A 15005-nucleotide genomic window follows, 5' to 3' on the forward strand; every position below is an offset into this window, starting at 1 on the left:
AAAAATATTTTCTGTAAATGAAAAAAACCGCTTCAAATGAAGCGGTTTCTGTTTTTTTACTCATGATGATCATACATCTTATTGTATAAAGCAATAAATTTTTCTTTTACGGCTTTTCTCTTCAGTTTTAACGTTGGAGTAAGCAGTCCGCTTTCGATGCTCCATACTTCAGGAGTAAGCTCAATTTTTTTGATTTTCTCCCAGTTTCCAAGGTGTTCATTGATCCCTTCGATTTCTTTTTCAATTCTTTGTTTTAATTCGGGGCTTTTTGCAATCTCTTCAGGTGTAGCACCGATATTCAGATTATTTCTCATAGCCCAGTTTTTAGCAAACTCAAAATCAGGTTGTACCAAAGCACATGGCATTTTTTCACCATCACCCACAACCATAATCTGCTCTATAAATTTTGAAGCTTTTGCCAGGTTTTCAATAGTCTGAGGGGCAATATATTTTCCGCCGGAAGTTTTGAACATTTCTTTCTTACGGTCAGTGATCTGTAAAAATCCGTCACTGTCAATATGCCCGATATCTCCGGTTTTGAAAAATCCATCTTCAGTAAAGGCTTCTTTTGTCATTTCTTCATTCTGGAAATACCCTTTGAAAACTGATGGCCCTTTTACTGTAATTTCCCCGTCTTCCTGAATTTTAACCTTTAAATTATCCAATGGAATCCCTACCGTTCCCACTTTCATTTTATCAAAACTGTTTACGGAGATTACAGGAGAGGTTTCTGTTAAACCATAACCTTCCAGAATTGGAATACCGGCATTCTGGAACATCAGGTTAAGCCTTGTAGATAATGCTGCAGATCCTGAAACCAAAGTCACGATTTCACCGCCTAAACCTTCTCTCCATTTAGAAAATACAAGCTTGTCAGCAATAATTTCCTGAAGTCCGGATGGCTTTGAAATGGTTTTCTTTTTGGTGATCAGATTCAGTGCCCAGAAGAAGATTTTTGATTTTAATCCTCCGGCTGAAGATCCTGTATTATAGATTTTATCATATACTTTTTCTACCAGTCTTGGTACTACAGTCATATAATGAGGCTTCACTTCTTTTACGTTTTCACCCATTTTTTCAATGCTCTCAGCAAAATATAGAGAAAAACCGTTGTACTGATAAAGATAGAACAGCATTCTTTCAAAAATATGACAGATAGGAAGGAAACTTAATGCTCTGGCTTCCTTATAATCAAAACTTCTTTTCTTTGGAATTCTTGGAATGGCTCCCAGGACGTTTGAAACAATATTATTATGCGTAAGCATTACTCCTTTCGGTCTTCCTGTCGTTCCGGAAGTATAGATAATCGTTGCAAGATCTTCTGTGTTGATCGCATTAGAAAGGTCATCTACTTCAATTTGGGTAGATTCATCCTTACCCAGATCCAGGATTTCTCTCCAGTTGGCTGCTCCGCTGATGCTATCAAAAGTAAAAATTCCCTGTAAACTCGGGATATTATGTTTTACTTTCATTACTTTATTCAACAGCTCTTTATCAGAAACAAAACAATACTGAATTTCAGCATTATTGAAGATAAATTCATAATCTTCAGGGGAAATACTTGGATATACCGGTACTGAAACAACTCCGATCTGAGAAAGCCCGAAATCCATAATTGCCCATTCTGTGCGGGAATTGGTTGTAATCAAAGCAATTTTATCACCTGGCTTTATACCAAGCTTCAATAATCCTCTGGATATCTTATTTCCCTCATTAATAAACTCCTGTGTAGAAGTTTTTTTCCACTCACCATGATACTTTGTGACAAACATATCCGTTTTAGGATATTTTTCTAAAGCATAGTGCGGAATATCGAATAATCTCTTGATCGTCATGATTTTTTACGTAATTTATAAAGAAATTTAAATATAAGCATTTTTTTTAATTGAAACCCTCAGAAGGTAATAATTAGGAATTAGTTAAATGCTTACCATAACAGTTCGATTCAAAAAGGGCGCCGGAAGCACTGAAATAGAGATTTTATATTTAAAGTTAATCTTTAGTACAGATTCGCTTTTTCTGACATATCTTAAATTAGTTTTATAACTCTTGATCCCGAATCCCGAAACTCGTCTTCATCATCATTAAACCTCCCAAAACCTGCCTTTTTTCCACTTTTAATTTATTTTTTCAGATTTGCTTAAAAAGTGTAAATTTACGGCTATCTAATTATTTTTTTTATGGACTTTAATTTATCGGAAGAACAGCTGATGATTCAGCAGGCAGCAAGAGACTTTGCACAAAATGAACTTTTACCTGGAGTGATTGAAAGAGACCGTGACCAGAAATTCCCTGCAGAACAGGTGAAGAAAATGGGAGAAATGGGACTTTTAGGAATGATGGTAGATCCAAAATACGGAGGTGCAGGGATGGACAGCGTTTCTTACGTGCTTGCCATGGAGGAAATTGCAAAAGTGGATGCTTCTGCAGCTGTTGTAATGTCTGTAAACAACTCATTGGTTTGTGCCGGTCTTGAAAAATTCGCTTCTGAAGAGCAAAAAGTAAAATATCTTACTCCACTGGCTAGCGGACAGGTCATCGGAGCATTTGCATTATCTGAGCCGGAAGCAGGTTCTGATGCAACTTCTCAGAAGACTACTGCTGAAGACAAAGGAGATTACTACCTTTTAAATGGTATCAAAAACTGGATCACTAATGGTGGAACAGCTACTTATTATATTGTAATTGCACAGACAGATCCTGAGAAAAAGCACAAAGGAATCAATGCTTTCATCGTGGAAAGAGGATGGGAAGGATTTGAAATCGGATTAAAAGAAGACAAATTAGGAATCAGAGGAAGTGATACTCACTCTTTGATCTTTAATAATGTAAAAGTTCCAAAAGAAAACAGAATTGGTGCTGACGGATTCGGATTCAACTTTGCTATGGCAGTATTGAACGGAGGAAGAATCGGTATTGCTTCCCAGGCTTTAGGTATTGCTTCAGGTGCTTACGAACTGGCATTGAAATATGCTAAAACAAGAAAAGCTTTCAAAACTGAAATCATCAATCACCAGGCGATTGCATTCAAATTGGCTGATATGGCTACTCAGATTACTGCCGCAAGAATGCTATGTTTCAAAGCAGCTTGTGAAAAAGATGCAGGAAAAGATATTTCTGAAAGTGGAGCTATGGCAAAATTATACTCTTCTCAGGTGGCAATGGATACTACTATTGAAGCAGTACAGATCCACGGTGGATATGGATACGTGAAAGAATACCACGTAGAAAGATTAATGAGAGATGCAAAAATCACTCAGATCTATGAAGGAACTTCTGAAATCCAGAAAATCGTGATCTCCAGAAGCATCGCAAAATAACATTTATAAAACACACTACCTATGAAAAAATCTTTGTGGATCACCCTTGGTGTCGTACTGTTGTTACTGGGCGTATTTGTCTGGTATAAGTACTATTTCGTTTTCGGAGAAGGAGTAAAATCCGGATACCTGAACTATGCTATGAAAAAAGGTTATGTCTTCAAAACGTATGAAGGTAAGCTGATTCAGGAAGGCTTTGGAAGAGGAAAAACAGGAACTATTACAAGCTATGAGTTTGAATTTTCTGTAGATGACCCCGAAGTTTTCAAACAACTGGAAACCAACAGCGGTAAAACTTTTGACCTGCATTACAAAGAGTACAATGGTGCCCTTCCGTGGAGAGGAAACACAAAGTTTATTGTAGATAAAGTAGTGAATATGAAATAAAACAAATAAGGCTCTCAATATGAGGGCCTTATTTTACACCAAATCACAAAATATTAATATATGAAATAAAATTTCCAAATTGATCTTTGAACCTCGTGTTATCGAAGATTCTTTACATTTTGCTTATACTTAAAGTTAAGAGTAATTTTTATAATAAACAACACTTTCGTTGAATATTTGATAAAATTAAATATAAGAATCGAAAATCAATTCCAAACCTCATTAAAAAAATATTAAAAATCTAATGAGAATCATTATCAACGATGTTTTTATTCTTCTTTTTATAGAAATAATATCCAATACCGGCAATCAGGAATAAAGGCCATAAGGGTAGGATAAACAGGAATATGGAAGTAATAACATCCCAGCCGGATTCAATGGCAGCAAGTGATTTTCCACCGAAAGTTTTAGGCTCTGTTTCTGTTTTAGCTTTTTCACTGATATTTACATTGATCGTACAGATCGCATTGTCCATATAGTTACGCCCTGAAACCTGAATATCTTTTGTATCAATATCTCCAACATTGCTATTGATATCCTCCATTAAGCCATCAAAATGCTGCATAGGAACTTTGATATCCAGACTGTATACTTTTTGGTCTTCTCCATCAGGGCTTGCTGATTCCACATAGGACAGATTTTCACTTTTGATATAACCGTTATTTCTGTTAGCTTCCTCTCGGATAATTTCCTTCACCGTTTCAGCATTTTCTGCTCTTATCACCAAATATCCTGATTTTACCATTTTATCTTTGGACATATTCAGTTCATAGCTGTCATTTTTAGGCTTTTCTCTGTAAATAATTTTGGTTTCTTTAACCTTTGGGGCTGGAGCTTTTACTGCAATTTTTTCAGATCTTTTCTCCATAGAATCCTTTTTCTCTATTTTGGATTCCAGTTTTGTAGCAGCTATTTTATCAGATAAAGAGTCCACCATTTTGGAGGTGTGTTCTATCTTTTGCCGGATGTCATTTTTTGTATTTTCAAAATCTTTTATTTTAATACTGGCCGAATCCAGAACTTTGTCTGCTGTTTTACTGACATGATCAATGGTTTCTGTAGCCACTGTGGCAGCGCTGTCTGCGGAATGGATTGCTTCATTTATTTTATCCTGTGTAGCTTCTGCTTTTTTACACATAATGAAAGTGCCCGATACGGCAGCGAGTAATATGAACTTTTTCATAACATTAATTTTTTTGATGAAGTAAAATTAGAAGGGAAGTTCTTGTAAAGATTGTAAATAGAATGTATTGTGCTGGTAAAATAGTAACTATTATATTTTCAGTGTTTTGTATTTGTTTTACAAAAGATTTACAAAGCGTTTTTCTGAATTTGAGGTATTGAAATTATTCTAAAGCTTTGTCTTTTTACTCAATAGCAGTTTGGAAAACTGAAAATTCTCCTCCTTCTGAGGGGTGGCGAAAATTCAAAAGAATTTTTGACGGGGTGGTTTCATACCCTATCATAAAAAAATCCGCAGAAAACTTCTGCGGATCTATAGGATAAACAATTTCGACTTTTAGCGATTTTGTCTGTTTACTTTTTAATTTTCTCTGAACTCACTGATGAAGTGTAATTTCACATTCGGGAATTTCTCCTGCGTCATATGAATCGTGAAAGAAGAGTCTGCAAGGAATACCAGTTGATTGTATTTATCTCTCGCCAGGAATCTCTGCTTTAATCTTGCAAATTCTTTGAATTCTTCAGACTTTTCATCAGCTTCTACCCAGCAAGCTTTGTGCATAGATAGCGGTTCATAAGTACATTTTGCACCATATTCATGTTCTAAACGATATTGGATAACTTCATACTGAAGGGCACCTACCGTTCCGATAATCTTTCTTCCATTCATTTCAAGCGTAAACAGCTGTGCAACTCCCTCGTCCATCAGCTGATCAATACCTTTCGCCAATTGCTTAGCTTTTAACGGATCATTGTTATTGATATAACGGAAATGTTCAGGAGAGAAGCTAGGAATACCTTTGAAACTTAATTTTTCTCCACCAGTCAATGTATCTCCGATTCTGAAACTTCCGGTATCATGTAAACCAACGATGTCACCAGGGAAACTTTCTTCCACCACTTCTTTTTTATCTGCAAAGAACGCGTTAGGAGAGGAGAATTTCATTTTTTTGCCTTCTCTTACCAATAAGTAATTTTCGTTTCTCTTGAAGGTTCCTGAAACAATCTTTACGAAAGCAAGCCTGTCTCTGTGCTTAGGATCCATATTCGCATGGATTTTGAAAACAAATCCTGTGAAAGTGCTTTCTTCAGGTTTTACCAGACGCGTATCACTTTCTTTGGGCTGTGGCATTGGAGCAATATCAATAAAAGCATCCAATAATTCACGTACCCCAAAGTTATTTAAAGCTGATCCGAAAAATACCGGCTGAAGATCTCCTTTCATATAATCTTCACGGTTAAACTCAGGATAAACAGACTGGATCAGGTCCAGCTCTTCTCTTAAAGTTTTTGCCGCTTTTTCACCAATAACATCATCAATAGAAGTGTCATTGATATCATCAAACTTAATAGAATCTCCAACTTTCTGCTTTTTCTCTTCTAAGAATAACTGAATATTGTCTTCCCAGATATTATAAATTCCCTGGAAGTCACTTCCCATACCAATTGGTAAAGAAAGAGGACAAACCGTTAATCCTAATTTTTGTTCTACTTCATCCAAAAGATCGAAGGCATCCTTACCTTCACGATCCAGTTTATTGATGAATACCAACATCGGGATATTTCTCATTCTACAAACCTGAACCAGTTTTTCAGTTTGTTCCTCAACCCCTTTTGCAACGTCAATCACCACAATTACGGAGTCTACAGCAGTTAATGTTCTGTAGGTATCTTCCGCAAAGTCCTTGTGACCAGGAGTATCGAGAATATTGATTTTGTGGTCTCTGTATTCAAAAGCCAATACGGAAGTTGCTACAGATATTCCTCTCTGTCTTTCAATTTCCATAAAGTCGGAGGTAGCTCCTTTTTTTATTTTGTTGGATTTTACCGCACCCGCTTCCTGGATCGCTCCCCCGAAAAGAAGTAACTTTTCTGTAAGAGTTGTTTTTCCGGCATCCGGGTGGGAAATGATCCCGAAGGTCTTTCTTTTTTGTATTTCTTTGATTAAGTCTGACATATCGTATTTTGAAGTTGCAAAAATCGTGATTTTTTACGAGGTTTTCAAATTTAAATGACAACAATGCTTATCAGGTTGTAGAGTAGGTGAATAAAAGAGTTTTAGAAACAGTGGTTTTCCATTTATAATGACTCATTTTTTCTTCTTAAAAGTTACAGAATCTGAAGTATACTATACATGGAAAAGTACATGGATTAAGGATGAATTTCTCACTCTAAAACAAAATCTTTATGACTAAAGTAAAAACGTAAATCAAACCTGCTGCAGCAAGGATAAAAATAGCAGACATGACATATTCAAATATCCCAAATTCGGTTTTTTGCGGTTCTGAACTAAGATTGTACTGCTCAATAGTCTGCAGACTTATTTTCAGATCGGGACGAAAATGCTGAATGCCTTTAAGAAAATGACGGTACAGCTCATATTGGTTGCTTACAATAACCAGTTGCAAATTAAGATCTACAGGGGCTTGTATAATTTTACCTGTTCTGTCTTTCTGGTAAATTTGCAATGTCGTTTTGCCGTACTTTACGGTCTGAGTGTTGAGGACAAATACATCGTCAGAAGAACTTTGAGTAGACTGAAGTTCCTCATATAATAGGGTGTCAATGATTGTATTCTGATTGTTATAGAAAGTAACTCCTTTTTCATCCACAACTGCTTTTCGGATTCTTTGTTTTTTTCTGTACGTTAAAGCCATTATCAAAGCGATAGCACAAAATATAAGAAGAAGCAAGGCAATAATTAATGTGAAAAAAATCCCGGGATCATTTTCCAAATATTGTCTGAAATGATTGTAAATATGACCGAAAATGACCCCGATTATCACAATAATCAGAATGATAGCGATCCAGATAATCCCCATAAAAAAATAGGTAACAGGTTTATTGATTTTGGATTCTATGGCCTGGAATTTTTCTGTCATTTTAATTTTTGGTTTCAGATAATAAAAAAACAAAACCGCATATAAGCGCAGTCATAACAAGGGTAGCGAGAAATAAAAGCCAGCCTCCCGGAGAAATCCCTTTGCTGTTCACTTTCCATGTTTCCGTATCAATAGAATAGCTCCGGAAAACAAAAGGATCTATCGTTAAATCAGGGCGGAAAGTAACAATGCCCTGCAGGAAATGGGCATACAAAATCGATTTATTTCTTACCACTTTCAAAGGAAGATTCATATCAATACGTCTGGTAGTTTCTTCCTTTTTCTCTGATAAGATTGTTATTTCCAGTAAAGGAGCAATACCTGATCCTACCGGATTGACTGTATAAATATCAAAATTCTGTCTTGAAGGCCGGAGATCTGTATAAAGAATTTGATCTGCAATTTCACTTGCTGAATTATAGAATAAAAGTCCGGTTTCGTCAACTACAATTTTTTGGGCTGGCTTTTTCCGTTTGATCATAAAATAGCGGATAACAGGAATCAGAATCAGAAATGAAAGCCCCCAGCCGATCAGAGCAGGGTACAGCATAGCTTCAAATCCTCTTTTATAAATTCCGTAAGCAGGACCTGCAATGAAAATCAAAGCGAAAGGAATAAAGATTACAAAGAAAAGCCCATTCAGAACAACAGTCATTAATCTGTTGGTTGTAGACTCAATTCTTTGAAACGGAGATTCTGTATTCATTTTGTGATGTTCATGGATAAAGGAACGAAAATAAGAAAATCCTTTTTTAGTTGCCTGTAGCAGTCAAAAAAATTATCTTTGTTTTTCATAAACTTTTACAGAGAAAGGATGGAAAATAGCAAATATCCGAAGTTTACGTTTACATGGTTGGGCGGTGTTGTCTTGGTAGTTGGATTATTCGTGGGAACAATGGCTGTTTCTTTATTCAGTACTTTTTGGAAATTGGTTTTCAGGGAAAATATTGAATTGAAAGACTGGTTTCTGATGGTGGCGAATTCTGTAGGATTCCTTACTGCCATTGCCTTTTTTGACTTTTTCATTGTAAGACGTACTACGCAAAAGAGACTTAACTTTAACTTATCATCAGTTAATTTTTCAACCTATCTCCTCATATTTCCAATGATGGCGGGAATGATGTTTATTTCCGAATTTGTAGCCGCTCAGATCCCAACTACAGGGCCTTTTTTCGGAGATTTTTATGAATATTTTACCCAGCTGATGAGCCAATTGACAGATAATCCTGTTGTCATGATTATCATGACCGTAATCATGGCTCCGATTTTTGAGGAAATTATATTCAGGGGAATTATTCAGAAAGGATTGATTAATAAGGGAGTAGAACCCTGGAAAGCGATTCTGTATGCTTCCATTATTTTTGGAGTAGTTCACAGAAATCCATGGCAGTTTATCAGCGCTGTAATGTTGGGCTGTGTACTGGGATTGGTCTATCATAAAACAAAATCTTTACTGATGCCGATATTGCTGCATGCATTTAATAATTTAACACTGTCGTTATTGGTTCTGTATGGTAAAGATGAGAGTTTTGCAAAAGTGCTTCATGTTTCGGAATGGCTTGTATTAGCTGTTGGAATTGTACTTTTCTCTCTGTTCTATTATCTCTTTATGAAAAAGTATAAAGTGCATTATGCTGAGATGTAAGTAATCTGATTAAAAAAGTAAAATTGAAAATGAGTATAGAAATGGAATTATTAGTAGCTACACACAACGAACACAAAAAAGAAGAAATTCAACAGATCCTTGGAAGTGATTGCGTGGTGAAAAGCCTTACCGATTATAATATTCACGATGAAATTGTGGAAGATGGCGATTCTTTTCATGCTAATGCCCTGATCAAAGCGAAATATTGCTTTGAAAAGACCGGAATTCCAAGTCTGGGAGATGACAGCGGCTTGGTAGTGGAAGCTTTGGACGGAAGACCCGGGATTTTTTCAGCGCGTTATGCCGGAGATCATGATTTTGCAAAAAATATCGAAAAGGTATTGGAAGAAATGCAGGGCATTGAAAACAGAAAAGCTTATTTTGTGACGGTTCTGTGTTACTATGATGAAAATGGCGCTCAATATTTTGAAGGCAGAGTTCACGGAAATTTACTGACAGAAAATAAAGGTTTCAAAGGCTTCGGTTATGATCCGATTTTTGTTCCTGAAGGTTATGAAAGAACTTTTGCTGAAATGGATCCCGAAGACAAAAATAAAATCAGTCACCGTAAACAGGCATTAGACCTATTTATGGATTTTTTAAAAGTAACTGATTAAATTTTAATATCAGGGTGAAATCCCTATTTATATTTTCTGTTGTACATTTGTTATCATAAATTATTGATTTGAGTACTTATTTAACAATATTAGGCTTTAACTCTGCGATTCCGACCATCAACACATCACCCACAGCACAGCTGCTGGAAATGGAAGAAAGACTCTTCCTGATCGATTGTGGAGAAGGCACTCAGGTACAGTTGAGAAAGGCAAAAGCACGATTTTCAAAAATCAATCATATTTTTATCTCCCATCTTCATGGAGACCATTGTTTCGGGCTTCCGGGACTTATAGCTTCTTTCAGGCTTTTAGGAAGAGATATGCCTTTGCATGTGTATGGTCCTAAAGGAATTAAGAAGATGATGGAAACCATTTTTCAGATTACAGAAACCCATCGTGGTTTTGAAGTGGTTTATCATGAACTGGATAAAGATTATTCTGAAAAAATATATGAAGACAACAGAATAGAAGTATATACTATTCCGTTGGATCACAGGATTTACTGTAATGGGTATCTTTTTAAAGAAAAACCAAAAGACAGGCATCTTAATATGAAAGAGATTGCGAAGTACAGTGAAATTGAAACCTGTGATTATCACAATATCAAAGCAGGGAAAGACTTTGTATTAAGCGATGGCTATGTTCTTAAAAATGAAATACTGACTGTTGACCCGGCTCCGTCGGTATCATATGCGTTTTGCAGTGATACCCGTTATCTGGAAAGTGTGATTCCTATTATTAAAAATGTAACGGTTCTTTATCATGAATCCACATTCCTGCATGATCTGAAAGAAATGGCAGATTATACCGGTCACACTACGGCTTTGGAAGCTGCTACCATTGCTCAGAAAGCTCAGGTTGGAAAGTTGATTTTAGGCCATTTTTCCAATAGATATGGAGATCTGACAGTATTTACGGATGAAGCGAGAGAAATATTTCCCAACACATTTTTACCAAAAGCATTGGAGAGTGTAAAGATTTAGAATGAATATGTTGAAATTTGAAGAACTCAGAGATTTTCTCAACGAAAAAGCAGATCAGTATAACGCTCCTGATTTTATTGAAAATGACCCGATACAGATTCCGCATCGTTTTTCCTTAAAACAGGATATTGAGATTGCTGGATTTCTGGCCGCCACAATTTCCTGGGGAAATAGAAAGTCGATCATTAATTCTGCAGATAAAATGCTTGATATTATGGGCAATTCTCCCTATGATTTTGTAATGAATTATGGTGAAAAAGATCTGGAAATGCTTCAGGATAAAAGTATTCACAGAACGTTTAATGGGCAGGATTTTTTTTATTTTATCAGACAGTTTAACAGAATTTATAAAGAAAATGAAAGTCTGGAAAGTTTATTTGAAGTGAAACAATCTGAGAATAATTTTCTCCACGCCATAGAAAGATTCAGAAGTGGTTTCCTGGAAACGGAAAAACACAGAAGTCATAAACATATCAGTTCACCTTATAAAAATTCTTCTGCTAAAAGAATTATTATGTTTTTAAGATGGATGGTGCGTAAAGATAAACGGGGAGTAGATTTTGGAATATGGGAAAATATAGATCAGAAATATCTTTCCATTCCTCTGGATGTGCATACCGGAAATATCTCCAGAAAATTAGGGTTGGTTTCGCGAACACAGAATGACTGGAAAACGGTAGAGGAACTGGATATCGCCATCAGAAAATTTGATGAAAAAGACCCTGCAAAATATGACTTTGCATTGTTTGGATTAGGAGTGACAAAGGAACTGTTGTAAAAATATAAAGGATGAAAAAATATAATGAAAAAACAGAAGTTCTTGAGAAGATAGCCGACAGCATTACCTCATGGATAGGATCTATTCAGTCCCTGATTGTCCATACATTGCTGTTCGTTACTTCGTTTTTACTTCCGATGCTGGATATCGTTGATTTTGATAAAATGCTTCTTATTCTGACTACGGTACTTTCTCTGGAAGCTATTTATCTTGCGATCTTCATTCAGATGTCTGTGAATAAAAGCCACGAGAAAATTGAAGATATTCAGGAGGATATTGAGGAGATCAGTGAAGATATCGAAGATATTCAGGAAGATCTTGAAGAAATCAGTGAAGACATTGAAGAGATCAACGAAGATATAGAAGATATCCAGGAAGATATTGAGGAAATCAACGAAGACGAAGATGAAGAAGATCATAATGAAAGAGCAAAAAATGTAATACTCAAAAGCAATGTAAGCTCGAACAAAAACGAAATAAAAGCCTTAAAAGATATTATCTCTCAGTTGCAGAATGAAATAGACCAGTTGAAAAAAGATGATAAAGAACCGGAATAATGGCAGTTAAAGTTTAAACAGATCAATACGTTGGTCTGTTTTTTTATGGGTTAATTTCTGTTCAAAATGATTTGCGGAAAATGTAATAATAAGAAAAAAATGTTGTGAATCTACCTGTCAGATTATAAAATAGTAATGTTAAAGGCTGATTTGGTATAATTATTTTTGCTACATTTGAACAAATGAAAACAAAATGTTAATCTATAGACTAAAAAACTATTTTTTCCTTTTTTCTTTTTTATTGATTTCCGTTTCTGCATTTTCTCAAACGAGGCCTGTCAGAAAATCAGAAAGAATAAAACCTTCTGCTGCGGCGCTTAGGGCTGGAGCATTTATAGATGTGAATGTACCACCTTACACCCCTTCAAATTATACTCCCGAGCAATTGGTAAAGAATATTTTGATCAATGGAGGTACCAACTGTACAACAGCCAATGTTACCAACGTTACGGTATCTCCTAATCATGATGTAACAAACAGCAACAGATTCTGGGGTTATTTTCATAAAGGAACAACCAATTTTCCTTTTACGGATGGGATTGTCCTTACTACAGGATACGCTTCAGAAGCTGGTAATAACTATGTATCAGCTGTAGGACAATCAGTAGGAACAGGAAGTGATGCTGATCTTGTAGCCGCTACCGGAGCCAATGTAAGCTTAACCGATGCGGTAGCCCTTGAGTTTGATTTCGTTCCGAATTCAAACCAGGTGAAATTTAATTACATATTCGTTTCTGATGAATATACTTCGGATTATCCTTGTCTGGGGTATTCTGATGCCTTTGCTCTTTTATTAAAGAAAGTTGGAGATCCTACCTATACTAACCTGGCAGTATTGCCGGGAGGTGCCGGACCTGTAAGTGCAACCAATATTGTTCCTGCAGGAAATGGATTCAGCTGTGGGCCAATCAATGCAGCTTTTTTTGGAGCACTGGCAAATCCGCATTTAGTAATCAATTATTTTGGAAGAACAACTCCTTTAACAGCTGTAGCAGATGTAATCCCAGGACAAACGTATCATTTCAAAATGGTATTGGCAGATGCCAAAGACCCGTCTCATGACTCTGCAGTTTTCTTAGAAGGAGGATCTTTCGACGTAGGAATTAAAATTGTAGACGAAACAGGAGTTGTGTTACCAGGTACTATCAACATGTGTGATAATACACCAAAGCAGTTAAAGGCACAGGTCGCAGCAATTCCGGGAATGACTTATCAGTGGTATAAAGATGGAGTGGCTATTCCAGGAGCAACCAGCGCTGTTTATGTAGCTACCCAGGCAGGAGTTTATACTGTAAAAGTGATGGTTCCGGGGAATCAGTGTCCAAGTGAAGCCTCTATTACCATTATTGGAGGAACGAGTCCTACCGTGCAGAATGCTGAACTTAAACTCTGTACGACACCGGCCATTACCAGTTTTAATCTGGAAACAGCAAAACCTCTGATCAGTACAACACAAGGAGCAGTATTCCGTTTTTATGCGAATCAGGCCGATGCACAGGCTCAAAATAACAGTTATATCACCAATCTTACCAACTATCCCGGAACAGATGGTCAGATATTATATGTATTGGTTTCCAATGGCGCTTTCTGTAGTAAAATTGCGACCTTAACATTAAGAAAAGAAGAAACACCAACAGCACTGGTTACAGCACCGAGATTGAAAATCTGTGCCGGTGAATCCGTAGTATTAACAGCTACCGGCGGTGTAACGTATGAATGGAGTGATTCAGCGGCCACTACCGGAGGAATCAGAACGGTAAGCCCGACTCAGACAACTACATACACGGTATATGCTATTGGAGCACAGGGATGTAAATCTCTTCAGCCGGCACGTATTACCATTGAAGTAGTTCCGGCTATCGTTTCCAACTTAAAAGGAGGACATATCTGTCAGGGTGATAAAATCATTCTGGATGCAGGTTCAGGCCCCGGATATACGTATCAGTGGAGTTCTGGTGAAACCAGTCAGAGCATTACAGTAGCTACTCCGGGAGTCTATTCGGTAACGATCAGTAACGGAGTGTGTTCAAAAGAATTCAAAACCGAAGTTATTAAAGCCGTAATCCCTGAAGTGATAAAAGTGGATTATAATGAGAGTGGAACAATGATCATTACAGCAAGCAATCCAAGTAATGGTATCCTGGAATATTCAGTAGATAACGGAGTTACATGGCAGTCTTCCAATGTGTTTAATAATGTACCTAAAAATAAAATCATTTCGATCAGAGTTAGGGTCAAATTTACCAGCTGTGTAGGTTTCCTTGAATTCTTTACATTCGTGATGAAAAATGTAATTACTCCAAACGGTGATAATATTAATGATACCATTGATTTCAGCGGGGTGGTTAACTATAAAGATTTCAGCGGACAGGTTTTCGACCGTTACGGAAGAGAAGTGTTCAAAGCAGCGAAGATCAATCCATATTGGGACGGATATTTCCAGGGCAAAAAGCTTCCTACTTCTACCTATTGGTATCAGGTAACCTTCGAAGATCCTGCAAGTAAAGAACTTACTGTAAAAACAGGATGGATATTACTTAAAAATATAGAATAATTTAAACTATAACTGAAAGACTGACTATTTTGTCAGTCTTTTTTTATTATTTTAAAATAAACAGAGTTGATATTCTAATATAAATAAATTTGCGTTAGTA

The 15005-nt window shown here is 36.4% G+C and carries 13 protein-coding genes; 8 read left to right on the top strand and 5 right to left on the bottom strand.

Annotated features, from left to right (window positions below; translation table 11 throughout):
• Positions 1 to 56: 56 nt before the first annotated feature.
• Positions 57 to 1835 (bottom strand): AMP-dependent synthetase/ligase, encoded by a 1779-nt coding sequence (locus J2786_RS01085; protein ID WP_047432429.1) that lies wholly within the window; start codon positions 1833 to 1835, stop codon positions 57 to 59.
• A gap of 345 nt (positions 1836 to 2180) precedes the next feature.
• Here J2786_RS01085 and J2786_RS01090 point away from each other — a divergent pair, with 345 nt between their 5' ends.
• On the top strand, positions 2181 to 3320 hold the full coding sequence (locus J2786_RS01090) for an acyl-CoA dehydrogenase family protein (protein WP_034695304.1): 1140 nt from the start codon (positions 2181 to 2183) through the stop codon (positions 3318 to 3320).
• 21 nt (positions 3321 to 3341) lie between these two features.
• The gene (locus J2786_RS01095; protein ID WP_034695305.1) at positions 3342 to 3707 is read left to right on the top strand and encodes a hypothetical protein; all 366 of its coding nucleotides are present in this window, start codon (positions 3342 to 3344) and stop codon (positions 3705 to 3707) included.
• 241 nt (positions 3708 to 3948) lie between these two features.
• Here J2786_RS01095 and J2786_RS01100 read toward each other — a convergent pair whose 3' ends face one another.
• The 4 genes from J2786_RS01100 to J2786_RS01115 all read right to left on the bottom strand — a co-directional run bounded on the left by J2786_RS01100 (position 3949) and on the right by J2786_RS01115 (position 8477).
• On the bottom strand, positions 3949 to 4890 hold the full coding sequence (locus tag J2786_RS01100) for a DUF4349 domain-containing protein (protein WP_047432427.1): 942 nt from the start codon (positions 4888 to 4890) through the stop codon (positions 3949 to 3951).
• A gap of 360 nt (positions 4891 to 5250) precedes the next feature.
• Positions 5251 to 6846, bottom strand: coding sequence for a peptide chain release factor 3 (locus J2786_RS01105; protein ID WP_047432424.1), 1596 nt, complete (start codon positions 6844 to 6846; stop codon positions 5251 to 5253).
• A 214-nt stretch (positions 6847 to 7060) separates the two neighbouring features.
• Positions 7061 to 7771: a hypothetical protein gene (locus J2786_RS01110; protein ID WP_047432420.1), complete on the bottom strand. Its 711-nt coding sequence runs from the start codon at positions 7769 to 7771 to the stop codon at positions 7061 to 7063.
• 1 nt (position 7772) lies between these two features.
• A complete protein-coding gene (locus tag J2786_RS01115) occupies positions 7773 to 8477 on the bottom strand; it encodes a hypothetical protein (RefSeq protein ID WP_047432417.1) in 705 nt (234 codons plus the stop codon).
• 108 nt (positions 8478 to 8585) lie between these two features.
• Here J2786_RS01115 and J2786_RS01120 point away from each other — a divergent pair, with 108 nt between their 5' ends.
• The 6 genes from J2786_RS01120 to J2786_RS01145 all read left to right on the top strand — a co-directional run bounded on the left by J2786_RS01120 (position 8586) and on the right by J2786_RS01145 (position 14905).
• Entirely contained in the window at positions 8586 to 9416 is an 831-nt protein-coding gene (locus J2786_RS01120) for a CPBP family intramembrane glutamic endopeptidase (protein WP_310023654.1), read from the top strand.
• 41 nt (positions 9417 to 9457) lie between these two features.
• Positions 9458 to 10033: an RdgB/HAM1 family non-canonical purine NTP pyrophosphatase gene (gene rdgB, locus J2786_RS01125; RefSeq protein ID WP_374710462.1), complete on the top strand. Its 576-nt coding sequence runs from the start codon at positions 9458 to 9460 to the stop codon at positions 10031 to 10033.
• 68 nt (positions 10034 to 10101) lie between these two features.
• On the top strand, positions 10102 to 11016 hold the full coding sequence (locus J2786_RS01130) for a ribonuclease Z (RefSeq protein ID WP_047432413.1): 915 nt from the start codon (positions 10102 to 10104) through the stop codon (positions 11014 to 11016).
• 7 nt (positions 11017 to 11023) lie between these two features.
• Positions 11024 to 11794 (top strand): TIGR02757 family protein, encoded by a 771-nt coding sequence (locus J2786_RS01135; RefSeq protein WP_047433357.1) that lies wholly within the window; start codon positions 11024 to 11026, stop codon positions 11792 to 11794.
• 11 nt (positions 11795 to 11805) lie between these two features.
• A complete protein-coding gene (locus J2786_RS01140) occupies positions 11806 to 12351 on the top strand; it encodes a DUF1003 domain-containing protein (RefSeq protein ID WP_047432411.1) in 546 nt (181 codons plus the stop codon).
• A 193-nt stretch (positions 12352 to 12544) separates the two neighbouring features.
• Positions 12545 to 14905, top strand: a complete 2361-nt coding sequence (locus J2786_RS01145; RefSeq protein WP_047432407.1) for a T9SS C-terminal target domain-containing protein — start codon at positions 12545 to 12547, stop codon at positions 14903 to 14905.
• The last annotated feature ends 100 nt before the right edge of the window (positions 14906 to 15005 follow it).

The organism is Chryseobacterium vietnamense, assembly GCF_031454475.1.
In the GTDB taxonomy this organism is placed as follows: Bacteria; Bacteroidota; Bacteroidia; order Flavobacteriales; family Weeksellaceae; genus Chryseobacterium; species Chryseobacterium vietnamense.

Excerpts from the sequence above, each read along its gene's own strand:
- J2786_RS01085 (WP_047432429.1), bottom strand. The coding sequence starts at position 1,835 with ATGACGATCAAGAGATTATTCGATATTCCGCACTATGCTTTAGAAAAA.
- J2786_RS01090 (WP_034695304.1), top strand. The coding sequence starts at position 2,181 with ATGGACTTTAATTTATCGGAAGAACAGCTGATGATTCAGCAGGCAGCA.
- J2786_RS01095 (WP_034695305.1), top strand. The coding sequence starts at position 3,342 with ATGAAAAAATCTTTGTGGATCACCCTTGGTGTCGTACTGTTGTTACTG.
- J2786_RS01100 (WP_047432427.1), bottom strand. The coding sequence starts at position 4,890 with ATGAAAAAGTTCATATTACTCGCTGCCGTATCGGGCACTTTCATTATG.
- J2786_RS01105 (WP_047432424.1), bottom strand. The coding sequence starts at position 6,846 with ATGTCAGACTTAATCAAAGAAATACAAAAAAGAAAGACCTTCGGGATC.
- J2786_RS01110 (WP_047432420.1), bottom strand. The coding sequence starts at position 7,771 with ATGACAGAAAAATTCCAGGCCATAGAATCCAAAATCAATAAACCTGTT.
- J2786_RS01115 (WP_047432417.1), bottom strand. The coding sequence starts at position 8,477 with ATGAATACAGAATCTCCGTTTCAAAGAATTGAGTCTACAACCAACAGA.
- J2786_RS01120 (WP_310023654.1), top strand. The coding sequence starts at position 8,586 with ATGGAAAATAGCAAATATCCGAAGTTTACGTTTACATGGTTGGGCGGT.
- rdgB (WP_374710462.1), top strand. The coding sequence starts at position 9,458 with ATGGAATTATTAGTAGCTACACACAACGAACACAAAAAAGAAGAAATT.
- J2786_RS01135 (WP_047433357.1), top strand. The coding sequence starts at position 11,024 with ATGTTGAAATTTGAAGAACTCAGAGATTTTCTCAACGAAAAAGCAGAT.
- J2786_RS01140 (WP_047432411.1), top strand. The coding sequence starts at position 11,806 with ATGAAAAAATATAATGAAAAAACAGAAGTTCTTGAGAAGATAGCCGAC.
- J2786_RS01145 (WP_047432407.1), top strand. The coding sequence starts at position 12,545 with ATGTTAATCTATAGACTAAAAAACTATTTTTTCCTTTTTTCTTTTTTA.